The following is a 24,847-nucleotide window of genomic DNA, read 5'->3' on the forward strand; positions in this document are numbered from 1 at the left end:
GGAGGTACAGCGATGAAGGGCGACTTCACCCGGCGGACGTTCCGTCCGGGCAACCACTACCGCGGCGTACTGCTGCAACAGGGCCGGGTCGCGCTCGACGCCGACTGGAACGAGCAGCTGGACATCCAGCTGCACCTGGACGAGACCACCGCCCGGGACGCCGTCGGCGTCCACGGCGGCCCCAAGGACGCGGCCGGCTTCGCGATCACCACTCCCGGCGGCGGCACCCCGGCCGCCAGCCCCGGCGCGGACCTGACGCTGTCCGCCGGGCGGTACTACGTCGACGGTGTGCTGTGCGAGATCGACGCCCAGGTGCCGCTCGCCGCCCAGCCCGAGCTGCCCGGCGTCTCGCTGCCCACCGGCGAGGGCCGCTACGTCGCCTACCTCGACGTGTGGCGCGAACACCTCACCGCCCTGGAGCGCCCCGAACTGCGCGAGGTCGCCCTCGGCGGCCCCGACACCGGCACCAGGAGCCGTACCGTCTGGCAGGTGCGGCTGGAGCCGGCGCCCAACCCCGAGGCGGTGCCCGCCGACGTCGCCGCGCCCTGGGCACCGCGGAACAGCCTGCCGTCCGGGCGGCTGCGGGCCCGCGCCGAGCCCGACGCCACCGCCACCACCCCGTGCGTCATCCCGCCCTCGGCCGGCTACCGCCGCCTGGAGAACCAGCTGTACCGGGTCGAGATCCACAGAGGCGGCGAGGACGTCCCGTCGTTCGTGTGGTCGCGGGACAACGGCTCGGTGGCCGCCCTGGTGGTACGCCTGACCACGGACGCGACCGCAACCACCCTGGCGATCGACACCCCCGCCCGCGACGAACGGCTCGGCTTCGCCAAGGGCGACTGGGTGGAGGTCTGCGACCTGGCCCGCACCCGGCGCCACGAACCCGGCTTCCTGGGCCGCCTGGGCGAGGCCGACGGCACCACGCTGCGCGTGACGGAATGGAGCGGCCCCGCCCCGGCCGACGGGGACCTCGCCGACCCGGTCGTCGTACGGCGCTGGGACTCGCCCGGCGCCGTACCCGTCGGCGGCGGCTGGGTCGACCTGGAGGACGGCGTACAGGTCGAGTTCGAGGACGGCGCGTCGCACCGCACCGGCGACCACTGGCTGATCCCGGCCAGGACCGCCGCCTGGGAGGACACCGACCTCGACCCTGATCTCGCCGGCACCGTGGAATGGCCCCGCGACCCCGACGGCACGCCGGCGTTCCGGCCCCCGGACGGCATCGAGCACCACACCGCCGCCATCGCCCTGCTCGACCTCAACGACGGCGCCTGGACCAGGACATACGACTGCCGGGCGCTGTTCACCCCGCTCGCCGAAGCACGCCCCGACCCGTCCTCGCCGCCGTTCGCCCCCGGCCTGCACGTCGTGGACGTCCGGCTCACCGGCGCCGCCCGGGAGCTGCGCAACGACACCGGGATCAGCCCCGCGGACCTGCTGGGCGGCCTGGCCGTGGCGCTGGACGGCCCGCCCGTCCCGGTGGTGACCACCGGCCGCCCGGTGCTCACGGTCACCATGGACCTGCCGTTTCCGCTGTCGTCCGCCGACCGCGCCGACTGGCACCTGCCTCCCGGCGCGGTCCTGGGCACCCAGCCGGTGACATTGGCCGGCCGTACCGCCGTCGCCGGACAGCAGCTGACCTGGGAGCCGGCCGCCCCGCTCCACGACTGGCTGCAGCAGCTGACGATCCGGCTGCTCGACGGCGCACTGGCCGACCGGCTCTACTGCCGTCTCACCGTCTGCGGCCGCGCCGTGGTCCACGCGGCCGACCCCGAGCGGGTCCTCAACGGCCTCGCGCTCGGCCGGATCCGGCCCGAGGACGGTGGCACCGACCTGCTGCTGCCGACCGTGGACGACGTGCGCGGCGCCGACTTCACCTGCTGGTTCTGGGTGCAGCTTTCCCCCGACGGCGCGGTGTTCGACAACTCGTCGTTCGATCAGGGGGTTTTCCAGTGATCTGCCGATGGCAGCGAGCCGATGAGGAGACACGGCGATGACGCTCGACCAGAACCTGGCCGACAAGGCCCCCGGCGACCCGGTGCGGTCCGCCGACTGGAACGATCTCGCCGCAGCCGTACTGCGGCACGAGACCGGCAAGCTCGACCTCTCGGGCGGCACGGTGACCGGCCCGCTCACGGCGCAGGGCGGGCTGACCGCACCGGCGCTGAGCAGTCAGTCCCTCGGCGTGCAACTGCTGAGGCCGGACAACGGGCAGGTGGGTTTCGACAACATCGTGTCCACGGTCACGATGATCAGCCAGCAGATCCAGTTCCAGACGCCCGCCACCCTGCTGCTCGTCGGCCATGGCCACGGCACCACCTCGGACGTGAACCACGCACTGGCCATGCGCATCGTGGTCGACGGGGTCTCCACCGGCAAGGACGGCGCCAAGGAGTGGGGAGTCGGCTATCTGGCCGTTCCGGCGGGCACGTGGGTGCCGGTCACCGCGATGGGCACCGTCCAGGTGGCCGCGGGCAGTCACACCCTGCAGCTCACGGCCACCGGCACCGCCGGAGGGACGGTGGCCCTGCACGCGCCGACGCTGTGGGTGATCAGGCTGGGCGCCGGCTGACCCGCCGGGCGGCTTCCGCGAACGCCGGGTGGTCGCGCAGCGCGGCCAGCAGCGCCGGCGCCAGGGCCTCGACACGGCCCTCGGCGACGGCGCGCGCGGTCGGCTCGTCCACCTCCACGACCAGGGTGTCGATGGCGACGGTCAGGTCCGGGGTCATGCCGTGTCCCTTCCGGTCCGGTGGCGGTGGATCACTTGAACTTGGGGAAGGCCCGCTTGAACTGGATGTCGTGCTCCTGTTTCCTGGCTGCGATGATTTTCTCGCTGTGCTTCTCCACCTCCAGGAACCCGATTTCGTCCAGGAGCGATTTCTTGTCGTAGAGCTTTGGTTTGAGGCTCTCGAGGGCTTCTTGGCTGGCCTTGTCCGCGTTCTGCAGAGCCGCCCCCTCGCCGTGTCCGTCGCGGCTTCCGGCGAAGGTCGTGGCGAAAGGCAGGACGTTGCGGTAGTCCTGGTACGCCCTGACCGCCTCGACGATCAGCGGTCGTATGTCGCTGTCCTTGCCCAGCTTCGCGGCTTCCTCGGCCTTCTCGACCTTCTCGACCGCCGAGGTCAGCTCCTTCTTCGCCGTGGCCATAAGCCCAGTGGTGAGGTCGCGCTCCTCGGCGGGCAGGTACTTCAGAAGGGCCACGGCGGGAGTTGTGTCGCATTCCGCGAGCATGGCCTTGAGCTCCTGCTCCACGCCCGCCCCGTTCTTTCCGGCCAGGCGTGTGATGGTGGCGCGCTTTTCCAGCTCCCAGGCGGTGATGTGGCTGCCCTCGCTGCCGGAGAAGGGCGACTTGGGCCGTCCGTCGATTTCCAGCTTCAGCTTGCCGTTGGTGAAGTCGGCCGCGACGGCGAGACGTTCCGGGGAACGGGTGACGTAGGCGGGGTCGAACTTGTAGTCCCCTATCCACTTCATTGTCGTCTCGAGCTGCTCCTGCACCGCGTCCTTGTGGCTCTCGAACCAGTCGACCCGCGCCTGCCACTTCCGTGACTTGACGCGGACGTAGGGCCGCTGAAACATTCCCCCCTCGCGCTTGTGCTGGGTCTCCAGCCGGGCGTCCTCCTCCGTGGCCTCCCTCAGTTCGGCGGCCAGGTAGTCCTCCAGGGCTTCCGTGACCGTGCCCGCGCGTTGCGGCGCCTCGGCGTCCGGAACGTGCAGCCCCGCTGCCCGCAGCGACAGGGGAGCCCAGCGGGAGACCTCGTCCAGGAGGGTGGTGACGACCGCGGCGAACGTGGCCTCGGCCGTGCCGTCGTCGTACTTCTGCCGCTTCTCGTCGGAGTCGGGGTCCTCCACTTGTTCGCTCAGCTCGTCCAGCAACGCGACGGTGTCGACCAGTTTGAACGTGGAGAACTGGATCTCCTCGACGGTGGACCCCGGAAGCTTCCGGCCTTTCCAGGCGGACCGCAGCAGCCCCTCGCGGTTCGCCAGCCGAGGGGCGTACGTGCCCTCCCCGGCGCCGGGGGCGTCCCGCTGGACCGCGGCGAAGGGCAGAGTGTTGCGCCAGACCAGTAAGTCCTTGATCGACTGGTTGAGGTATTTGTCCGGTTCGTCTTCGGCCAGGTCGAGACTGCTCATCAGGTTGCCATAGGCGACGCTCTCCACCGTCACGTCCGTGTGCTGCATGGTGCGCAGGGTCCGGCCTTCGGGCGGGGCGATCCTGGTCAACGGCGATTCCGCCAGGTGCATGACCATGGACCAGAGCCGCTCGACCGCCTCGGCGGCGTTCGCCGAGCCGCTCAGATTCGACTGGACGGCGCGATCCACGACCGTCCAGGCCACGGTGTGGGCGCCTTCGCCCTTGCTGCCGCTGAACTGCTTCTGCGGCCGTTGGCTCAGGTGCACCACCTTGTTCCTCCAGTCCCAGGACACCTGCAGTTTGCCCTGCGCCCAGGTGCGTGGGTCGCGCTTCTTCTTGGTCTGTTTGTCCTCTTCGGCGGAGTCCTCCCGCGCCCGTTTGGACGCCTTCTTCACATGGCCCGAACTCTCCTCGTCCATGGAGCCTGTGGAGGGCGTCGTCTCCTCGTCTATGGAGTCCGTGGAGTCTGTGGGGACCAGCGGTGACGAGGTCGTCGTCTCCGCGTCCATGGAGTCCGCGGAGGGGGTGGGGACCAGCACGTTCATGGGGACCTCGAAGAGGTTGTGACCCATCGGTGGCGAGGGCTGTATCGGTGGTGCCTCCTGGACCATGTCCTCTTCGGTCCTGTACTCCGTCTCGCCCTTGTCCATGAGTACCGTCTTGTCTCCTCCGGGCATCAGCACCCCCCTCCGCTCACCGCGCCGTCCATCCGGCCACCTCCGCACCGGTCAGCGGGCGTTCCAATTTGGCGTATTCGGTGCGGGCCGCGGCCTGCAGATGGTCCATGCTCACTGGGCGGCCCGCGTCGGCGGCGAGGAACGCGGCGCCGAGGGCGATGTTGCGGATCGTGCCGCCGGAGACGGACAGCCGGGCCAGCGCCGCCGGATCGAGGCCCTCGGCGGGCGTCCGCTCGGGGAAGACGCGCCGCCAGATCTCCTCGCGGGCGGCCGCGTCCGGGAACGGGAAGGGGACCGAGAAGCGCAGCCTGCGCAGGAACGCCGGGTCGAGGGAGTCCTTGAGGTTGGTGGTCAGGACGGCCAGCCCCCGGTAGGCCTCGATGCGCTGGAGCAGATACCCCACCTCGATGTTGGCGTGCCGGTCGTGGCTGTCCTTGACCTCGCTGCGTTTGCCGAAGAGCGCGTCGGCCTCGTCGAAGAGCAGGACGGCGCCGCCGGCTTCAGCGGCGTCGAAGACCCGGCTGAGGTTCTTCTCGGTCTCGCCGATGTACTTGTCGACCACCTGGCTGAGGTCGATGCGGTACAGGTCGAGCCGTAGCGCGCCCGCGATCACCTCGGCGGCCAGCGTCTTGCCGGTGCCGCTGGGCCCGGAGAACAGCGCGGCGGTGCCCAGGCCCCGGCCGCTGCGAGCGGCGAAGCCCCAGTCCTCCCAGACGGTGAGCCGGTGCCGTACATGGGCGGCGATCTGCCGCAGCACCCGTACCTGGGTGGCTGGCAGCACCAGGTCCTCCCAGCGGGCGCGGGGCTCGATCCGCTCGGCCAGGCCGTTCAGGGCGGGCCGGGCCTGGCGGCGGCAGGCGTCCCACAACCGCGCCCCGGTGTCGTCCGGGTCGGCCGCCGTGCCGTCGGCCGGCGCCGGAACCTGCCGAACCTGCCCGGCCACGGCGGCCACGTCGTCCGCGTCCAGGTCGAACTGACCGGCGGCCATGTCGATCCAGCGGTCCAGGCCCGCGGCGGCCGGGCCCAGAGCCTGCCGCCAGACGGTGCGCAGTTCGGCCGCCGAGGCGCGGCCGACCGCCACCCGGACGGGACGGCGCGGCCCCGGCCCGTCCAAGGGCTCTCGCGCGGTCACCACCACGGGCGCCGCCAGCCGGCCCGCCAGGTCCATCGCCGTCCGGCCCCACTTGGGCACCGCGTCGTCCACGTCGATGATCCAGCCGATCCCGGTCAGGACCGACTCCCGTTCGCACAGCCGCGCCAGCCGGTCCCGGGCCGCCGGGTCGGCCGGCAGATCCGCCGCCCGCAGACAGACCGGCCGCAGCCCCGCCGACCGGTATGCCGCGGCCGCGGTATGCCGCAGTCCCGCCCGCTGCCGACCGTGCACCAGCACCGGCACCGCTCCTGACGCCCCCTCGGCCGACCGGATCGCCGCCACGGCCCGCGCGGCCTCCGCGAGCGCGGGGGACAGCGTCTCGGGCTCGGCGAGCGGGGCGACGTACGGTTCGAGTTCGGGGTCGAGGTACGAGAGACCGGCCAGCGCGTGCAGGATCCGTTCCTCGACGTACAGCGCGCTCGTCGTGGGGATGTCGGGATGGGCGAGCCGCAGCAGCGGTGTCCGGCGCAGCGGGCCCGCCGGACTGAGGGCGGTCCAATGCGCCCCGGGCAGCTTGGCCAGGGCCAGGGCGAAGGTCGCATAGGTGCGCGAACTGTCGCCCTGCGCCTGCGCGCAGACGTGCGCGAAGGGCGTGTCGAGCGTGGGGCCCGCGGCCATCAGCAGCGCGTCCCGCTCGAACGGCGACAGGCCGAAGCCGTCCGCGATCCGGTCCAGCGCGGGCGGCTCGGTCATGGCACGCCGCGCCCGGTTGCGGGCGCCCTGGGCCTTCCGCAGCGGCGCGGGGTCGTCGGCGAGCCGGCAGCGCAGGATCTCCAGCGCCGCGACCAGATAGCGGTGGTTGGCCGACAGCCAGGCGTTCCTGGGCTCGGCGGTGGGCTCCGTGGGCTCGGTGGGCTCGGTCATCGGCCGCTCAGCCTCCGCCGACCGCGGGAACGGCGGTCGACGGCTCCACCGTCACCACCCGGGCGAGCACCTTGGGCGCGGGTGCGGCGGGGGGCTCCAGGTCGTCCAGCAGCACCACCGTCGCCTGGTAGGCGAGGGAGAGCCGGTAGGGGCTGTGGAAGAGCATCGACCACAGTTTGCTCATCTCCTCCACGTCCAGCGGCAGCAGGCTCGTGCGGACCACGTCCGGCTGCTGGTCGAGGTCCGCGTACTGCTGCCAGCCGGCCGGATCCGTCTGCGCCGCCTGCCGGACCACGTACCGCACCAGTTCGCGGCTGAGCACCGGATGCGCGGCGAGCGTGGTGACCGCGAGCCCGAGCAGCCGCTGCGGTTCCAGCGCGGAGTCGTCGCCCGAGAAGGTCAGGAGGTAGTGCAGGTCGACCGCCTGCCGGGGGTGGTCCACCAGGGTGCCGTCGGCACGGCGGGCGGGCAGCGCGGACGCCGCCCAGGACGCGTTGGGGACGACCCGGTAGAGGTAGACGTTGATGCCGTGCAGGGTGTCGTCCGCCGCTGCCGCGAGGGTCTGCGGGCGCAGGGTGGTCACGGTGGCGTTCTCCACACCGCCGGGCCCGGCCGCCGCCAGCGACTCGCTCAGCAGCCGGCTGATCACGGCGGTGACCATCGCGACGGCGAGGTGGTTGCTCATGTGCCACTTCCCTGGTCGCGGCCGGCGAGGTAGTCGGCGAGCGACAACGGCCGGGCGCCGTCGGCCGGGTCCTGGCGCGGCCCGGGGCCGGCGGGACGGGTGGTGCCGGAAGGGGCGGGCCGCGCCGCGGTGCGCAGCTCTACCCGGCCGATGTTGACGGTGATGTGGGGCGCCGCGGTGGCCCGTTCCGGGTCCCCGGCACCGCCCGCCACGGCCCGCGTCGCGGGGAGGGCCTGCCGCAGTGCGGCGCGGACGACGGCCGGGTCCGGTGGCGGGCCGGCCGGCTCTCCCGGGGGGCTCATGGGCCTGGAGACCGGGCGCGTGCCCCCGGCGGGCGGGGGAGCGGCCGCGCCGCCGTCCTCCCGGCCTGCGATCAGCGGGCCGTGCTTGCCGAGAGGCACGCCGGAGGCGGCGGTACCGGGCTCCCGTACGGGGCCGTTGGCGGCCGGCTCCGTACGCGGGGCTGGTTCGGCCGCGGCGGAACCGTGGGCGAAACGGCCCCGCGGACGCCCGCCCACGGCGGCGGGCGGCTCCTCGGGGACGTCGCGGTCCACGGCGGGCCGCACCGGAGGCGACGGCCGGACCGGCTTCTCCGGGCTTGGCTGGTGTCCTGTCTGCCGGACGGTGGCTGGGCGTTCCCCGCCCGGGCGGGGTGCGGGCGCCGGCTGCGCGGAGGCCTGGGAGGCCTGCTCCTTCTGTCGCGGCGTCACGTCGCCTACGGGCGCGGGCGCGTCGGGGTCACGGGCCTCGTGAGCGGGGGCGATCCGGTCCGGCGGTCCGGGGACGGGTTGCTCAGCCTGCTGTTCCCGCCGTGGGGCATGCGCGGGTGCCATGCCGGCGTCGGGCGGGCGCGCGTCCTGGCGCGCCCTGGCCGCCCGCGGGAGGCCGGCCACGGGTTCGGGCGCGACAAGCTCGAACCCGTCCTCGGCCACAGGTTCGAACCGCGACCTCGGCCGCGGCTCCAGCACGGGCACGAGCCCGAGGGCGCGCTCGACGAGGTCGGTCAGCAGCCCGCTCATGCGTCGGCCAGTTCCAGGTACGCGGCGCGCCGCGCGGGGCTGAGGGCGAGCACGTCCGGCTCGGTCCAGCCGTAGGCGCGGGCCAGCACGTGCACCTCCTGCAGCAGCGCCAGGGCCCGGGTCTGTACCTGTGCCCACAGCAGGGCGGGTACGTCCAGGGCCGCGACGGTCGACGCCGCGCACACCGGGCAGTCCACGGCCAGGGTCACCGCGGCGCCCGGCGAGGCCTCCTCCATCGCGGCCTCGATCACCGCCGCGGCCTCCTCGTCGATGCCGTCCGCGCCGTCCGGCAGGCAGCGCGCGAGCAGCAGCCACCGGCCGGCCCGCGGATCGTCGGTGCCGGCCAGCGCCCGCAGGTCACCGGTGTCAGGCAGCCGGAAGGCGATCCGGACGCCGGCGACCTCCACCGCCAGCGGCCGCGCCGGGTCGTACCGCGGCCCGCGGGGCAGGGCCGCCGGATGGACCGGCACGTCGAGTCGCTCGCCGCACTCTCCGCAGCGTACGCAGCCCCATACGGCCGTGCCTGCGGCGAGTTGCTCCAGCGCCGCGGCCAACGCCGCGTCCCGGTCACCCAGTTCGGTGCGCTCGGCCTCCTCGCGCCCCAGCCCGGCGACCGCGGACAGCAGTGTCACGGCCCGGTCCAACGGGTCCTCGCGCAGCCCGCGTTCCCAGGCCGCGAGCGTCCACGACGGGTCCGCCGCGTCCACTGCCTGCCTCATCATGCGCGTCACCCGCCGGGCGGGGTGAAGCCGGGCTCGGTCGGCTCCGGTACGTCGAGGTCGCGTTCCCAGCCCTCGTTCTCCAGCTTGAGGTGCTGGATGGCGACGGCGTTGGCGTTAGCGTCGAGCTCGGGCAGCGCCTGGTACTCCGACACCCAGCAGCGGAACACCTTGTAGGCGAGGGCGAGTTGGCCGGCCTCGTTGTAGACCTCGATCACGATGTCCTTGCGGAAGTCGCGCAGGGAGACCTCGGAGCCGAGCCCGGAGCCGTGCGTCCAGACCTTGTTCGCCCACGTCTCGAAGTCCGTGTCGTGGGTGACGCCCCGCTCCAGCGTGATGGCCTGGTACTCGGTTCTGCCCGGCGACTTGCGGCTGCTGCTGGGGTCTCCGCCGTCCCGGTGGGTGACCACCTCGGTGGTGCGGTTGAGTGCTCCGACCTTGCTGACGCCCGCGACATAGCGGCCGTCCCAGCGCACCCGGAACTTGAAGTTCTTGTACGGATCGAAGCGCTGCGCGTTCACGCTGAACTGGGCCATGGTCTGCTCCTCGTGCCCGGTGCGGCCTACGCCTGGGCGATCTGCTGGATCTGCAGGATCACGAACTCCGCGGGGCGCAGCGGTGCGAAGCCGACGACGATGTTGACGCGCCCGAGGTTCACGTCGTCCGCCGTGGTGGTCTCGCGGTCGCACTTGACGAAGTAGGCGTCGCGGGCGGTGGTGCCCTGGAAGGCCCCCTGCCGGAACAGGCCCTGCATGAACGCCCCCAGATTGAGCCGGATCTGCGCCCACAGCGGCTCGTCGTTGGGCTCGAAGACCGCCCACTGCGTGCCCCGGTACAGGCTCTCCTCGATGTGGAGGGCCAGCCGCCGCACGGGCAGGTACTTGTACTCGTCGGCCAGCTGGTCCGCGCCGCGCAGCGTCCGCGCGCCCCAGACCACCAGCCCGGCGCCGGGGAACGACCGCAGGCAGTTGACGCCCAGCGGATTGAGCTCGCCGGTCTCCGCGTCGGTGAGGCCGACCGCGAGATCGGCCGTGCCGGTGAGGGCGGCGTCCAGTCCGGCGGGAGCCTTCCACACTCCGCGCGAGGCGTCGGTACGGGCGATGACCCCGGCGATCACCCCGCACGCGGGGAAGGTGCCGAGCCGTCCGCCCGCCGCCGGGTCGGACTGGAGGAGGCGGGGGTAGTACAGCGCCGCGTTGCGCGCGTCCGGGCCGGTGAGCCGGAGGCCGGACAGGGCTGTGGCGGCGGTCGCCACGGTCATCCCGCCCGGCGGGTCGACGATGAGCACCGCCCGGCGCCGCACGCAGTAGGCGAGCGCCGCCTGGTAGACACCAGGCGGGGTGTCGCCCCCGGCGACCGGCGGCGGTATGCACAGCAGGTTGAACAGGTCGGCCTGGTCCAGGGCGTACAGTCCGCCGTGGGTGGCCTGCAGCGCGGGGGCGGTGTAGTCGTCCTCCGTCAGATCGCCGCCGTCCGTGCCGGCGTCGGCCTCGGCCACGGCCAGCGGCTGACCGGCGGTCGTCTCCTTGGGGCGCTGTGCGGGCAGGCCCGGCGTGCCGGGCACGCGCACCAGCCGTGACTCGGCCTGCAGCACGTCGTCCAGCCGCCGGGCGCTTCCGGAGACGGTGACGTTGCGGATGGTCTCCTGCTGCCCGGTGCCGCCGTCGGTGACGACGAGGTTGAACAGCGTGTCGGCCGTCGTGCCGAGCCTCGTGGCCACCTCGGTCAGGTCCATGGTGGTGTCGTAGACGACGGCGGCGGTCAGCTGGTTGGCCCACGAACCGGGTTCGGCGGCCACCAGCACCAGGTCCGTGCCGGTGTCGGCGGCGGTGTCGGCGGCGGTGGCTTTGCCGCTCGGCGTCGCCGCCGGGCGGGTGAGCCGGGCAAGGGTCGCTTTGACGGCGCCGGGAGTCACCCGGACCACCAGCGCCTGGCCGCCGCCGTTGGCGAAGAAGTCGCGCACCGCGGAGCTCACCGTACTGTCCGGCGACAGCCCGCCGAAGATCCGCTGGTAATCGGCGAAGCCGTTGACGACCGTGGCCCGATCCACCGGGCCGCGGCGGGTCTTGCCGAGGAACGCCGTGATGGAGGTCGCGACGCCGGTGATGGTCCGCACCCCGCTGGCGATCTCCTGGACGTAGACGCCGGGGTAGGGAGTGCTGGTGGTCACGGTGCTCCCTTCTCCGGGCCGCCGGCGCGGCGGGCCGCGCGCGAAGGCCGGACGGTCAGGCGGCCGGTGGCTCGCCGAGCATGAGGCTACGGCCGCCCCCGTCACAGGATCGTCACATTCTTCACACCGGCACCTCGGACCCGTCCGGCCGCCTACATTTGTTGCGGATATCGGCAAGTGTTGCGGATACCAACAAGTTCAGAGGGGGGAACAAGTGGCGTCCAGCGTCGTGCCCGAGCGGACGATGACCAAGCGCGGACACCTCAAGCTGTTCGATGGTTTCCGTCTGGAGATAGGCGATGATCGGATCCACTTAGCGGACAGCGCCCAGCGGCTGCTGGCCTATCTGACCATCCAGGGGCCCTCGCCGCGAACGGTCGTCGCAGGCAGTCTGTGGGGGGAGGCGCCCGAGGAACGTGCGCTCGGCAGTCTCCGGACGACTGTCTGGCGGATCAACCAGGTGGTTCCGGGACTGGTCACCGGAGAGCACCGCGAGGTGGCGCTGGCGAGCTTCGTCAGCGCCGACGTGACCGAGTTCGCCCACCGGGTCACCGCCCGGTCGACCGACTCCGGCACCAGGAGCCATGATCTGCCGAATCTGCGGATCCGCGAGTTACTGCCCGGATGGTACGAGGACTGGGTGGTCTTCGAGCGGGACCGGCTGCGTCAACTCCACCTCCACGCACTGGAGGCAGCCGCCACCGCGCTGTGCATGGGCGGAGAGTACGCGGCTGCCTTGGACACGGCGCTCGCGGCCGTCCGCGGCGACCCGCTGCGGGAAAGTGCGCGACGTGCCGTCATCCTGGTGCACCTGGCGGAGGGCAACCTCGTCGAGGCACACCGCGAGTACCAGCGCTTTCGCGCCCTGCTGGCCGGCGAACTCGGCGTGGAGCCCTCCGGCCGCCTCACCAGCCTGGTGACGGGGCGGAACGGCGACCGGCAGTACGATGCTCCGGCACCGACCGTTCCCGTACCGCTGTTCGACCGCCCTGGCGGAGGTGAGTACAGCAGCGTCGTGCAGGGGCCAGTACGGTGAAGAAGACCTCTTGCCTGCGGAACTCGGCACAGGTCTGCCCACGGCGGGCCTCCAGGGGCCACGGCCGTCCGTGCCGGGGTCACGCCCGGGCACGAGCCTGCTGGACCGTGTTGTACGGAGTCGCCGAAAGGGCGGATCTCTTCCGCGAGTGGTACTGCAGGTTCGGATTCCAGTGACCCTCGGCTGGTGTCCGACCCTGATGGCGGGCTGATGGCAATGAGTGAGTTCCTGACGGCGTCAGCCGAGAGCCTCGACCTCTTGAATGCCATCACTGACGAGATGGCCTGCTGGGGCAGCCTCCGTGAGGCCGCCCCAGCAGGCTTGACATGGCCTGTTCCTATGCGGTGAGGATGAAGAACTTCGTCGTGATGGAGTTCGCCCGCCGACTCTGCGAATGCCGACCATTCATCCGGCCTGCTCAGGCAGCATGTTGGTACTCGCGGAGGGTTCCGCTGAGTCGGTGACTGCACAACCCGGTCCGCGGTTGGGTGTGCGGCGGCATCGAGGATCCGGATGCGCATCGTGGAGTGCTCGATGGCTGCGAAGACGTACAGGCGTGCTCCGGTCGGGGTTCGGACCTCGAACAGACCGCAGGGGGCAGCGCCTCGTGTCCGGGCGTACCAGCAGAAGGAGCCGCCGCAGTGTGTCCAGGGGAGGTGGTGGAGCAGCCCGGCGGGGACAGCGCGGTCGATGTCTTCGACCCCGGGCTTGCCGGCCTGGCGCTGCAGGACCAGCAGTTGGTGCCTCAGCGCCAGTGTCTCGATGCCCTTCTCCCTGTTGCTCATCGGCAGCAGACGCAGGAAAGCGATGGTGTTGGTCGCAGTAAAACAGGCCAGGCGCAGCAGCACGACAGATCATGACGCCCCCGGTGCCCTGTGTGGTTGAAGACGTCGGGGCGAGCGCCGAGTCCAGCCGAAGGTCAACGATCGAAGCCGCGACCTGCATGGATGACTTTATCGGCACCCGAACCCCTCGGCCTTGCGACTTCCGTACTGGCCCATACGAATGATTCACCGGCGCCGCAGGGTGAACGACGCTCCCGTGTGCCCCGACTCGACGGCCGGCAGGCGCTCGCGCCCCTACGTTGGCTCGTGTGTCGCTGAGTTATGCCTTTGTGAACCTGAAGCCCGGGGTGGGAAAGACGACCAGCGCGGTCTGGCTGGCCCACGCACTCCACGAGTCGGGCGTCCCACCGCTGCTGGTCGACAGTGACCCCGCTTCCTCCGCGCTGCGCTGGAGCGAGTTGGCAGATGGCTTCCCGTTTCCCGTGGTCGCCCTTCCGGTGGGCGATGTGCACCGGCGCGTGAACGACTTCCTGGGCGACCGGCAGGCCGTCGTGTTCGACGCTCCGCAGATGGAGGACCACGCGCACATCGCCCGCAGCATCATGAGATACGCGAGCGAATGGATCGTGCCGGTCACTCCGGCTCCCATCGAGCTGGATCGCATGGCGCCCATCGGTGGCGAGATGGGCGACGTACAGTCCTTGCGCGCCCACCCGGCCCACGCCGCCGTTCTGCTGAACAGGACGAACCGGGCCGACGCCACCCGTACAGGTCCCGATGCCGACGCCCGCGAAGCTCTCACCGAGCGGGGTTTCGACGTGCTGTCCACCCACATTCCGCGGCTCGACCTGTACGCCCAGTCGTTCGGAGGCCCGGTGGCGGCCAAAGGGTCGGCGTACATGGACCTCGCAGACGAACTCATCAAGCGACAGGACAAGGCATGAATCAGCGCAAGGACACCTACCGGGCCGCGTTGCAGCGTGGCCCGGACACCGTCGCACCACGTCCCGTCAAAGTCACTCAGCTGCACACCCGGTACGTCCGGTTGACCATCGAGTTCGACGCCGGTCTGCCGCGCGACCTGGTGCAGTGGGCAGCGGCACCGGTGTCCGCGATGATGCGGGCGGGCGCCGCCGCCCTGCGACCCCCGAGCAGCGCCCCGTAGCCCCGGGGCTTGTCCGATCAGCCCCGTCTCCGCGGACCCGCCCGGCCGCCAGCCATCGCGCCCGCGGCGAAACCCTTTGCGTGTGCCGCCGCCCGGATGATGGGGTGGCACGGTGTCCGAACACGAAGAGGCAGGGGCCGTCCGGCCGTTGGCCCTGGCCTGGGTGGGCCGGTATCTGGCGGTCGGCGAACGGGTCGTCGCCACCGAGGCACTGCACGGGGGCATCACCGCCGAGATGCGGCGGCTGACCATCGGCACGCGGGACGGGCGCATCCGTGACCTGGTGCTGCGGACCTTCGTCGCCCCGTCGTTCGTGGCGCACGCCGAGGACCTGCTGAACCGCGAGGCCGGCGTCCTCGCCCTGCTCACGGGGACAGGCGTGCCGGCTCCCGGACCCGTCGCGGTCGATCCGGCCGCCGCGCACTGCGAGTATCCGTCACTCCTGATGACGCACCTGCCGGGCCGGACGGTCCTAGACGACCGGGGACTGGAGGTGCGCGTTCCTCCGCTGGCCCGCCAGCTCGTGGCGATCCACGCGCTGCGGCCCGCCGTGCGTCCCCCGGAGTACGAGGCGTGGACGACCGCCGACGCCGTCGTCCCGCCGGACGGTGCCGACGCGGTGGCATGGGCGGCGGCGACAGACGTGATCCGCAAGCCGGCGCCACCCTACGAAGGGCGGTTCCTGCACCGGGACTTCCACCCCGGAAACGTGCTGTTCGACGTGGAGCCGCCAGGCCCGGCCGGTCCCCGGATCACCGGGGTCGTCGACTGGGTGCAGACCTCCTGGGGCCCGGCGGATCTCGACGTGGCGCACTGCTCCACCAATCTCGCGATGCTGCACGGCCCGGCGTGGGGTCTGCGGTTCGCCGAGGCGTACGAGCAGGCCGGCGGGGTGCTCGCCGCGGCCGCGAGCGAACGGCTGTACTGGCGGCTGCTGGACGCTCTGGCGTTCTCGACGGGGGTGCGGTGGCTGGCGCGGCCGTGGCAGGAGGCGGGCAGGACGGAACTGACGACGCGGACGGCGGAGGGGCGGCTGGACGCCTACGTCACCGCTCTGCTGGACACCCTGGGCTGAGCCACGGCACGTCCGCGAAATCCCGTTGGCGGACCACGGCGACCACTGCTGCCTTTCCGGAGGCCGTGCCGGAGACGAGGACCTGGTGCCCGTCCCCCCCTTGAGGTCAGGACGCCCTGCGCCGGCGCCGGATCGGTTCTCCCACCCGGTGCAGGTGGGTGAGGGCCTCGCGGTAGGACCGCAGCAGCCCGGTCTCGTAGTACGGCACACCGATCTCCGCGCAGTACTCCCGCACGATCACCTGGGCGCGTCGCAGATGAGGTGTGGGCATGCTCGGGAACAGGTGGTGTTCGATCTGGTAGTTGAGCCCGCCGAGCAGCACGTCCGTGACCCGACCGCCCCTCACGTTGCGGGAGGTGAGCACCTGGCGCCGCAGGAAGTCGGGCCGCTCGTCGCCGGTGAAGGTGGGCATGCCCTTGTGGTTCGGGGCGAACGTGCAGCCGAGATAGACACCGAAGAGACACTGGTGCACGGCGAGGAACGCCACGGCCTTGCCGGGGGAGAGCACCAGGAACAGCGCGGACAGGTAGGCCGCGAAGTGCAGGAGAAGCAGCGCGCCCTCCGACACCCGGTTCTTCATGGACGGCGAGCGCAGCGCCCGCACGCTCGACACATGCAGGTTGAAACCCTCCAGCGTCAGCAGCGGGAAGAACAGGAACGCCTGGTGGCCGCCGACGAGCCGGGCCAGGCCGCCGCTGTTGCGTGCCTGGTCGGTGGACCACACCAGGATGTCCGGCGCGACGTCCGGGTCGAGCTCCTCGTGGTTGGGGTTGGCGTGGTGACGGGTGTGCTTGTTCATCCACCACCCGTAGCTCATGCCGATGGCGAGGTTGCCGAAGAGGCGGCCCCACGTCTCGCTCGGGCGGCGCCGGCGGAAGACCTGCCGGTGAGCCAGGTCGTGTGCCACGAGCGCCACCTGGCCGAAGACGAGGGCCATGGCGGCGGCGAGAGCCAGCTGCCACCAGGTGTCGCCGAGCGCGAAGAAGGCCGCCGCGCCACCCAGCAGAGCCGCGATCACCAAACCGAGCCGCACGGTGTAGTAGCCCGGGCGCCGGTCCAGCAGGCCTGCCTCGCCGATGCGTTGGGAGAGTCCGGCGAAATCGCTGCCGGGACCGGAGGCCCGCGCGGGGGCGGCCGCCGCTGCGGCCGCGACGGGAGCGTCGAGGGAGAAGGTCATGCCGCCGAGTCTGGGCACGGCCGCTCCGCGCCGACAGCGGGCCAGCTACCGGATCTGCAGGGGGACCGCCTCCGGACCTCCGGGGGGTTACCACCACTCCTAAGCCGCTGACCTGGGCCTTCGGCGTCGTCCCGGCGCCGGTGCGGTCCCCGGGTCCGGCATCTTTCCTCCGGGCCCTTCGAGGAGGGCGAAGCCGCCGTCCTCGAAGGGGTGGAAGAGACACCGGCCCCGCGGGCGGGCGGGTCAGCGCAGTCCGGCGAAGAGGTCGTTCTCGGGTGCGGCCGCGCCGGTGGAGTCCTGGACACGGACGAAGGTCTCCACGCCCATCAGCTCGGTGAACCTTTCCCGGCCCATCCTGAGGAAGAAGATGTTCTCGCCCTGGCTGGCATGCGCGGCCAGCGCGTCGAACTTCTGGCCGCCGAACGCGGTGGTGTCCACCCAGGTGGTGATCTCCTCGTCGGGGAGTCCGATCTCCGCGATCGCGGCGGCCTCCGCGGGATCCGGCTCCGGTACGTCCGCACCGAACTCGCGCATGACCTCGCCGAACCGCTGCATCATCGAGCGCGGCGCCGTCGTCCAGTACACCTTCGGGGTCGGTTCGGTCATCTCCAGCGCCGCCATCGTGATGCGGTTGGCCTGGATGTGGTCGGGGTGGCCGTAGAAGCCGTTCTCGTCGTAGGTGACGACCACATCGGGCCGGTAGCGCCGCATGAGTTCCGCGAGCCGGGCGGCGCCCTCCGCCACGGGTGTCCGCCAGAAGGACCCGGGGGCGTCGTTGGCCGGCCAGCCCATCATTCCGGAGTCGGCGTAGTCCAGCATCTCCAGATGGCTGATCTTCAGGATGTCGCAGCTCGCCTCGAGTTCCTGACGCCGCATCGCGGCGACGGCCGCCGGATCGTGCCCGGGCTCGCCCGGTTTGACACCCCCCGGTCCGTCGCCGCACCCGCCGTCGGTACACGTCACCAGGACCGTGCGCATGCCCTCCGCCGCGTACCGCGCGAGGACGCCTCCGGTTCCGGTGGCCTCGTCGTCGGGGTGGGCGTGTACCGCCATCAGCGTCAAGGGCCGGTCGTTCATGAAACAGTCCTCCTGTGTGACAAGGTCTCGGTCCGGGTCCGCGGCGGGTATCTGAGCGGGCGTCCCTGAATAGCAGATCACCGGGTGTACCGCGGACCCGAGGGTCCCGGATCACGCAGGGGTGGACGAACCTCTGGTCCGTGTCCTCCCATCCCCGCGGTGCCTGTTCCCCGGCCGGTGCAACAGTGCCGGCCGGGCAGGCTGTTCCCACCGCACAAGGCGACCCCCCCTTGATCTTCGCAGCGCGGTCCAGCCGTCTCGCACGCGCATGTCGCGGTCACGGGCAAATCTGCGGTTTTGCGTATTCCGGCAAAGAATTTGCGGCCACTTGCGTAATTCATTCTTTACTTTGTCGGAATCTAGCGGGGTGGAGGAGGGATCTGTACGGTCGGGGCGCCGGATTCCCGCATTCCTCGAAGGAGCCCCCACATGCTGACGATCCCCAGACCCCGGCGACTGGCGGTGGCCGCCGTCGCCGCGGTCGGCGCGCTGTGCGTGTCCGTCTTACCGGCCGCCGCGGCACAGGAGGCGCCGCCGTCCAGGACGCTCCGCGCCGACGTGACGGCCCCCGCTCCCCGGCAGGCGCAGGCGACGGCGGGTGCCACGACGCCGTTCTCGGTCTACGAGGCCGAGGCGGGAACGCCGGGCGGGGGCGCGGCCGTCCGGTCGCTGACCTCCGCGCCGACGACCGAGTACTCGAGCGCCGCCCTGGAGGCGTCGGGCCATTCCTACGTCCACCTGGACGGCACGGGCCAGTCGGTGCAGTGGACGAACACCACCGGGCAGCCGATCTCCTTCCTCAACGTCCGCGCCAGCATCCCGGACTCGGCGTCCGGCGGTGGTGTCACCGGGACCCTGAACCTGTACGTCAACGGGGTGTTCCGGCAGTCGTTGAACCTCAACTCGCGGCAGAGCTGGGTGTACGAGGGCAACGGCAACTACAACACGAGCGACAACCAGAACCCGGCCGACGGCGACCCGAGGGTCTTCTGGGACGAGTCGCACACCTTCGTCACCGGGACCCCCATCCCGGCGGGTGCCACGTTCTCGCTGCGCAAGGACTCCGGCAACGGCGCGTCCTTCTACGACGTGGACTCCGTCGACGTGGAGAACCCGCCGGCGCCGCAGACGCAGCCGGCGAACTCGATCTCGATCACGAGCTGCGGTGCGGTGTCGGACGACACCCCCACCGACGGTGCGGCCGACAGCCAGGCGGTGGACAGCCGGGCCGCCATCCAGAACTGCATCGACCAGGCCCAGTCACAGGGCAGGACCCTGTGGATCCCGCAGGGCACCTTCTACGTGAAGGGCACCACGGGACTGCACGCACAGGGGATCACCATCGCGGGCGCCGGCCTCTGGTACAGCACGATCTACCGTGACGTCCCCGTCCCCAACAGCACGCCGCTGGCGGCCCTGTTCGACCTGACCTCCTGCACCGTGCGGAACTTCCACATCGACGCCAACGCCGTGAGCCGGAGCACCGTCGGCGGCGACGGCGGCGCGATGGACACCACCGGCACCGACTGGCTGGCCGACGGCATCTGGACCCAGCACACCATGTCGGGCTTCTGGGCCTCCGGGACCGGCGGCACGGTGCAGAACAGCAGGCTGACGTCGGTCTGGGCGGACGGGATCAACGTCAACAACGTGTCGCTGGGCGCGGACACCGGGAACGACCTGACGGTCACGAACAACTTCGTCCGCGGCACCGGGGACGACGCGATCGCCATCAACTCGGTGAACTACAACACGAACAGCGACGGTTCCAAGACGTACTACAACCCGATGACCAATGTCACCGTCAGTGACAACACCTCGATCGCGCCGTGGGGCGGCAAGGGTGTCGGGATCTACGGGGGCAGCGGCCACCAGGTCAAGGACAACTACATCAGCGACACGGCCCGCTACATCGGTCTGGGGGCCGGACGCTTCGGTGTCAACGGCAGCGACCTGCTGTCCGCGACCGTGACGGGCAACACCGTGGTCCGCTCCGGCGGCAACGCCTACAGCCAGGGCCAGCCCGCCCTGCACGTCGGGAACGGCGGTGACGGACAGAACACCGGGACCGTCGACAAGGTCACGGTGACCGGCAACACCGTCACCGACTCCCTCTACGACGGGATCGGCTTCTCCACCTCGACCAACACCCTCCTCCAGGACAACACGGTCGGCGATCCCGGCCGCAACGGCATCGCGATCTCGCCGCCGTTCTACCCCGCGCCCACCGGTTCCGCGACGATCACCGGCAACACGGTCACCGGGCTCCCCTCCGGCGCCTCGGCCTTCGTCAACAACTCCACCGGGTTCGTCGCGACGCTGAGTGACAACCACTGGCCGCCGCCCGCTCCCGAGGGCCCCTACGGCGGCACCCCGGCCGCCGTGCCCGGCACGGTGCAGGCGGAGAACTACGACACCGGCGGCCAGGGCGTGGCCTACAACGTCACCTCCGTCAACGGCAACGCCAACTCCTACCGCGCCGACGGGGTGGACCTGGACACCACCTCGGACACCGGCGGCGGTTACAACCTGGGCTGGACCGGCGGCGGACAGTGGTTCCGCTACACCGTGGACGTCGCCACCGCCGGCACCTACACCCTCGGCCTCCGGGTCGCGGCCCCGTCCGCGGTGGCCGGCGCGCTGCACCTGTCGGACGCCGCCGGTACGAACCTCACCGGCGCCGTCGACCTGCCCGCCACCGGCGACTGGCAGACCTGGGCCACCGTGACCACCCACGTGACCCTGCCCGCGGGCAGGCAGACCCTGACCCTCGCCCAGGACACCGGCGGCTGGAACATCAACCACCTCGACTTCGCCGCGGGCACCGACACCACCGGGACGAACCTCGCCGCGGGCAGGCCCACCAGCGAGTCCAGCCACACCGACGTCTACCCCTCCGGCAACGTCACCGACGGCAACCGGTCCACCTACTGGGAGAGCGCCAACAACACGTTTCCGCAGTGGGTCCAGGTCGACCTGGGCTCGGCCCGCAGCGTCTCGCGCGTGGTGCTGCAGCTGCCCGCAGGCTGGGGCGCCCGCACCCAGACCCTGACCCTCGGCGGCAGCACCGACGGCACCACCCTCACCACCCTGAAATCCTCGGCGGCCCACACCTTCGACCCGGGCACCGGGAACACCGTCACGCTCACCTTCCCCGCCGCCACCCAGCGCTACCTCCGCGTCACCGTCACCGCCAACAACGGCTGGCCCGCGGGCCAGGTGTCCGAGTTCCAGGTCTGGAGTTCCTGACCGCCGCTCGTCCAACGGTGCCGCCGGACACCCCGTCCGGCGGCACCGGCACGCCCGCGGCCCCAGTGCATTAGATCTTGCATGCTGAATTTTTATTGTTGCAATGTTCTGTCTAGTTATTGCGTGTCGATGTCGACGACATTACGGTCCCCCGTGCGTCATCACCACCCCCCGCCTCCCCTCCCGCCCCTGGCGGCGCCGGCGGAACAGTTCGGGCATCCCGTGATGAAAGGAGTGGTAAGTGTTCCATTCCATCCGAGATCTGAGACGAGCCCTCGTCTGGGCGGTCAGCACCGCGATGCTGACCGTCGCCGGCGTCTTCGCGCTGGCCGTCCAGCCGGCCGCGGCGGCGGCCGCCGCCACCGGCGGCAGCGGCGCGAGCCTGCCGTACGTCGAGGTGCAGGCGGAGAACTCCGCCACCAACGGCACCACCATCGGCCCGAGTTACACCCAGGGCCAGTTGGCCGACGAGGCGTCGTACCGCAAGGCGACGACCCTCCAGGGCACCGGCCAGTACGTCACGTTCACCACGCCGGTGGCGACCAACTCGATCAACTTCCGCTACAGCATCCCCGACACCTCGGGCGGCTCGGTCTACACCGCCGCGCTGTCCCTGTACATCAACGGCGTCAAGCAGCCCGACTTCACCCTGACCAACGCCTACAGCTGGTACTACGGCAGCTACCCCTTCACCAACACGCCGGGCAGCAACCCGCACCACTTCTACGACGAGGCCCACCGCCTGTTCTCCACCAGCTACCCGGCGGGCACGACCTTCAAGCTGCAGGTCGACTCGGGCGACACCGCCTCCTCGTACACGATCGACTTCGCCGACTTCGAGCAGGTCGGCGCCGCCCTCACCGCACCCTCGGGGTCGGTGTCGGTGACCAGCAAGGGCGCCGACTCGACCGGCGCGACCGACGCGACCAGCGCGTTCAACGCCGCGATCAGCGCGGCAGGACCCGGCGGCACGGTGTGGATCCCGCCGGGCACCTACAACATCCCCGGCCACATCAGCGTCAACAACGTCACGATCGCCGGCGCCGGCATGTGGTACTCGACCGTCACCGGCACGGCCCCCGGCTTCTACGGCAACTCCGCACCCTCGCCCAGCACCGGCGTGCACCTGCAGAACTTCGCCGTCTTCGGCAACGTGCAGGAGCGCAACGACAGCGCCCAGGTCAACGGCATCGGCGGCGCGATGAGCAACTCGACCGTCTCCGACCTGTGGATCGACCACATGAAGGTCGGCGCCTGGATGGACGGGCCGATGGACGGTCTGACGTTCAGCGGCCTGCGCATCCGCGACACCACCGCGGACGGCATCAACTTCCACGGCGGCGTCACCAACTCGAAGGTGACCAACAGCGACATCCGCAACACCGGCGACGACGGCATCGCCACCTGGGCGGACTCCGGTATCGGCGCCGACGCCAACGACACGATCTCCAACAACACCGTGTCACTCCAGATCCTCGCCAACGGCATCGCGATCTACGGCGGCCACGACAACACCGTCAGCGGCAACCGGGTGGTGGACTCCGGCATCACCCAGGGCGGCGGCATCCACGTGGGGCAGCGCTTCTCGTCGACGCCGGTCGGCACCACCACCATCTCCGACAACACCATGATCCGGGACGGCAGCCTCGACCCGAACTGGCAGTTCGGCGTGGGCGCGCTGTGGTTCGACGGCAGCCAGGGCGCGATCACCGGCCCGATCAACGTGACCAACGCACTGATCCAGCAGAGCCCGTACGAGGCGATCCAGTGGGTCGAGGGCACCATCAGCGGGGTCAACCTCAACAACGTGACCATCGCCGGCACCGGAACCTTCGCCCTCCAGGAACAGACCGGCGGCGCCGCGAAGTTCACCAACGTCACGGCGACCGGCGTCGGCTACTCCTCGCCGGTGTACAGCTGCTCGGTCGGGAGCTTCACGGTGACCGACGGCGGCGGCAACTCCGGCATCAGCGGCACGCCGTACTGCGGAGGGTGGCCGGCTCCGGTCTACCCGCCCTACCCGTCCGAAGGCGTCACGGCCACCCCGGGCGCGCTCAACTTCGGTTCGGTGGCGACCGGTTCGACGAGCGACGCACAGACCGTGACGGTCTCCAACCCGACGAACACGGCCGCGTCCGTCTCGTCGATCTCGACCAGCGGCGACTACTCCCAGACCAACACCTGCGGCTCGTCGATCGCGGCGAACGGCTCGTGCACCGTCAGCGTGAAGTTCGCGCCGACGGCGACCGGCAGCCGGAGCGGCACGCTGACCGTCAACGCGGGCGGGGTCACCAACACGGTCACCCTCTCCGGCACCGGCACCGCGCCGGGCCCGGTCCTGAACACCGACCCGGCGAGCCTGGCCTTCGCCGCCACGGTGGTCGGCTCCTCGGCCGACACGCAGACGGTGAAGGTGACGAACTCGGGCACCACGTCGGCGACCGTCTCGGGCGTGTCGGCGACCGGTGACTTCAGCCAGACCAACAACTGCTCCACCCTCGCGGTCGGCGCGTCCTGCACGGTGACCGTCGGCTTCAAGCCCACCACGGGCGGCTCGCGCACGGGCAGCCTGACCGTCACCAGCAACGCCAACAACAGCCCGACCGTCGTCGCCCTGTCCGGCAGCGGCATCGACTCCACCACCAACATCGCCGCCGGGCGGCCGGCGACGGCGAGTTCGAGCAACAGCCCGTACGTCGCCTCGAACCTCACCGACACGGACGCGTCGACGTACTGGGAGGGCACGAACGGCTCGTTCCCGCAGTGGGCGCAGGTCGACCTCGGCCAGAACTACAGCGTCGGCAAGGTCGTGCTCAAGCTCCCGCCCGCGACGGCGTGGTCGGCCCGCACACAGACGCTGTCGGTGCAGGGGTCCACGGACGGCTCCAGCTTCTCGACGATCAAGGCATCGGCCGGGTACACCTTCGACCCGAACTCCAACAACAACACGGCGACCATCACGTTCAGCGCCGCCACGGCGCGCTACGTGCGGGTGAACATCACCGCCAACACGGGCTGGAACGCCGCCCAGTTGTCGGACTTCGAGGTGTTCCCCAGCGACGGCGGCTCCTCGCCGGCGACCCTGTCGGCCAGCCCGACGTCGCTGACGTACGCCACCCAGGCGCTCAACACCGCGAGCAGCGCGCAGACGGTCACGGTGACCAACACCGGTACGGCGGCCGCGACGGTCTCCGGTGTCGCCGTCACGGGCGACTTCTCGCAGACCAACACCTGCGGGTCGTCGATCGCGGCAGGGGCCTCCTGCACGGTGGCCGTCACGTTCACGCCCACCGCGTCCGGCACCCGTACCGGTGATCTCAGCATCTCCAGCAATGCGTCGAACGGCACCACCACGGTCGCGCTGACCGGTACCGGCGCCGGCACGGTGAGCAGGAACCTGGCGGCCGGCGCGGCCACCACCGAGTCCAGCCACACCGACGTGTACTCGTCGTCGAACGTGACGGACGGCAACCAGGGCACCTACTGGGAGAGCGCCAACAACGCCTTCCCGCAGTGGGTCCAGGCCGACCTCGGTTCCGCGCAGAGCGCGAGCCGCGTCGTCCTCCAGCTCCCCGCGACCTGGGGTGCCCGCAATCAGACGCTGTCCCTGTCGGGCAGCACCGACGGCTCGTCCTTCTCCACGATCAAGTCGTCGGCCACGTACACCTTCGACCCCACCACCAACAACACGGTCACCATCACGTTCACCGCGACCACCCAGCGGTACTTCCGGGTGAACATCACGGCGAACAACGGCTGGCCCGCCGGTCAGATCTCCGAGTTCCAGGTCTGGAACACCTGATCCGCCCCGCCGGTGCCGCCGGGCGGGCTCGCGCCCGGCGGCACCGGCCACCGAAGGCCACTCGA

Annotated in this window: 19 protein-coding genes; 9 read left to right on the forward strand and 10 right to left on the reverse strand. The window is 71.2% G+C overall.

Features of this window, described 5'->3' with window-relative positions:
* The first annotated feature begins 12 nt into the window (after nt 1–12).
* Nucleotides 13–1,956: a DUF6519 domain-containing protein gene (locus tag ABT137_RS45085; protein WP_351718473.1), complete on the forward strand. Its 1,944-nt coding sequence runs from the start codon at nt 13–15 to the stop codon at nt 1,954–1,956.
* A gap of 37 nt (nt 1,957–1,993) precedes the next feature.
* Entirely contained in the window at nt 1,994–2,572 is a 579-nt protein-coding gene (locus ABT137_RS45090; RefSeq protein WP_351718474.1) for a carbohydrate-binding protein, read from the forward strand.
* On the opposite strand, the gene ABT137_RS45095 is transcribed toward ABT137_RS45090, so the two are convergent.
* From ABT137_RS45095 to ABT137_RS45130, 8 genes are read right to left on the reverse strand one after another with little or no spacing between them, the layout of a single operon-like run.
* A complete protein-coding gene (locus tag ABT137_RS45095) occupies nt 2,553–2,729 on the reverse strand; it encodes a hypothetical protein (RefSeq protein WP_351718477.1) in 177 nt (58 codons plus the stop codon). The genes ABT137_RS45090 and ABT137_RS45095 overlap by 20 nt on opposite strands.
* A gap of 31 nt (nt 2,730–2,760) precedes the next feature.
* Nucleotides 2,761–4,806, reverse strand: a complete 2,046-nt coding sequence (locus ABT137_RS45100; protein ID WP_351718479.1) for a hypothetical protein — start codon at nt 4,804–4,806, stop codon at nt 2,761–2,763.
* A gap of 16 nt (nt 4,807–4,822) precedes the next feature.
* Nucleotides 4,823–6,823, reverse strand: a complete 2,001-nt coding sequence (locus ABT137_RS45105) for an ATP-binding protein (RefSeq protein WP_351718480.1) — start codon at nt 6,821–6,823, stop codon at nt 4,823–4,825.
* A 7-nt stretch (nt 6,824–6,830) separates the two neighbouring features.
* Complete coding sequence (locus ABT137_RS45110) at nt 6,831–7,508, reverse strand: Pvc16 family protein (protein WP_351718483.1); 678 nt, start codon at nt 7,506–7,508, stop codon at nt 6,831–6,833.
* Nucleotides 7,505–8,527, reverse strand: coding sequence for a hypothetical protein (locus ABT137_RS45115; RefSeq protein WP_351718485.1), 1,023 nt, complete (start codon nt 8,525–8,527; stop codon nt 7,505–7,507). The genes ABT137_RS45110 and ABT137_RS45115 overlap by 4 nt, the downstream gene beginning before the upstream one ends.
* Entirely contained in the window at nt 8,524–9,249 is a 726-nt protein-coding gene (locus ABT137_RS45120; protein WP_351718488.1) for a hypothetical protein, read from the reverse strand. The genes ABT137_RS45115 and ABT137_RS45120 overlap by 4 nt, the downstream gene beginning before the upstream one ends.
* Before the next feature lie 5 nt (nt 9,250–9,254).
* Nucleotides 9,255–9,782: a phage tail protein gene (locus tag ABT137_RS45125; protein ID WP_123974405.1), complete on the reverse strand. Its 528-nt coding sequence runs from the start codon at nt 9,780–9,782 to the stop codon at nt 9,255–9,257.
* A gap of 26 nt (nt 9,783–9,808) precedes the next feature.
* Complete coding sequence (locus tag ABT137_RS45130) at nt 9,809–11,416, reverse strand: phage tail sheath family protein (protein WP_351718490.1); 1,608 nt, start codon at nt 11,414–11,416, stop codon at nt 9,809–9,811.
* A 214-nt stretch (nt 11,417–11,630) separates the two neighbouring features.
* On the opposite strand from ABT137_RS45130, the gene ABT137_RS45135 reads away from it, so the two are divergent.
* The 5 genes from ABT137_RS45135 to ABT137_RS45155 all read left to right on the forward strand — a co-directional run bounded on the left by ABT137_RS45135 (nt 11,631) and on the right by ABT137_RS45155 (nt 15,477).
* Entirely contained in the window at nt 11,631–12,452 is an 822-nt protein-coding gene (locus tag ABT137_RS45135) for an AfsR/SARP family transcriptional regulator (RefSeq protein ID WP_351718493.1), read from the forward strand.
* Nucleotides 12,453–13,111: 659 nt separating this feature from the next.
* Nucleotides 13,112–13,312, forward strand: coding sequence for a hypothetical protein (locus ABT137_RS45140; protein ID WP_351718495.1), 201 nt, complete (start codon nt 13,112–13,114; stop codon nt 13,310–13,312).
* A 233-nt stretch (nt 13,313–13,545) separates the two neighbouring features.
* Nucleotides 13,546–14,181, forward strand: a complete 636-nt coding sequence (locus ABT137_RS45145) for a nucleotide-binding protein (protein WP_351718538.1) — start codon at nt 13,546–13,548, stop codon at nt 14,179–14,181.
* Nucleotides 14,178–14,402, forward strand: coding sequence for a hypothetical protein (locus ABT137_RS45150; protein ID WP_351718497.1), 225 nt, complete (start codon nt 14,178–14,180; stop codon nt 14,400–14,402). Before ABT137_RS45145 ends, ABT137_RS45150 begins: the two co-directional genes overlap by 4 nt.
* Before the next feature lie 112 nt (nt 14,403–14,514).
* A complete protein-coding gene (locus ABT137_RS45155) occupies nt 14,515–15,477 on the forward strand; it encodes a phosphotransferase family protein (protein ID WP_351718499.1) in 963 nt (320 codons plus the stop codon).
* Between the two features lie 106 nt (nt 15,478–15,583).
* Here ABT137_RS45155 and ABT137_RS45160 read toward each other — a convergent pair whose 3' ends face one another.
* Nucleotides 15,584–16,654, reverse strand: coding sequence for a fatty acid desaturase family protein (locus tag ABT137_RS45160; RefSeq protein ID WP_351718541.1), 1,071 nt, complete (start codon nt 16,652–16,654; stop codon nt 15,584–15,586).
* Between the two features lie 243 nt (nt 16,655–16,897).
* Nucleotides 16,898–17,731, reverse strand: a complete 834-nt coding sequence (locus tag ABT137_RS45165) for a PIG-L family deacetylase (protein WP_351718502.1) — start codon at nt 17,729–17,731, stop codon at nt 16,898–16,900.
* Nucleotides 17,732–18,160: 429 nt separating this feature from the next.
* Between ABT137_RS45165 and ABT137_RS45170 the strand changes: the two genes are divergently transcribed.
* Nucleotides 18,161–20,980: a discoidin domain-containing protein gene (locus ABT137_RS45170; protein WP_351718505.1), complete on the forward strand. Its 2,820-nt coding sequence runs from the start codon at nt 18,161–18,163 to the stop codon at nt 20,978–20,980.
* A 241-nt stretch (nt 20,981–21,221) separates the two neighbouring features.
* Nucleotides 21,222–24,782 carry a choice-of-anchor D domain-containing protein gene (locus tag ABT137_RS45175; RefSeq protein ID WP_351718506.1) on the forward strand — a complete coding sequence of 1,187 codons (3,561 nt, stop codon included), beginning with the start codon at nt 21,222–21,224 and terminating at the stop codon, nt 24,780–24,782.
* Nucleotides 24,783–24,847: the final 65 nt, after the last annotated feature.

The sequence above is a fragment of the Streptomyces sp. NPDC001980 genome, from assembly GCF_040296885.1.
Classification (GTDB): domain Bacteria; phylum Actinomycetota; class Actinomycetes; order Streptomycetales; family Streptomycetaceae; genus Streptomyces.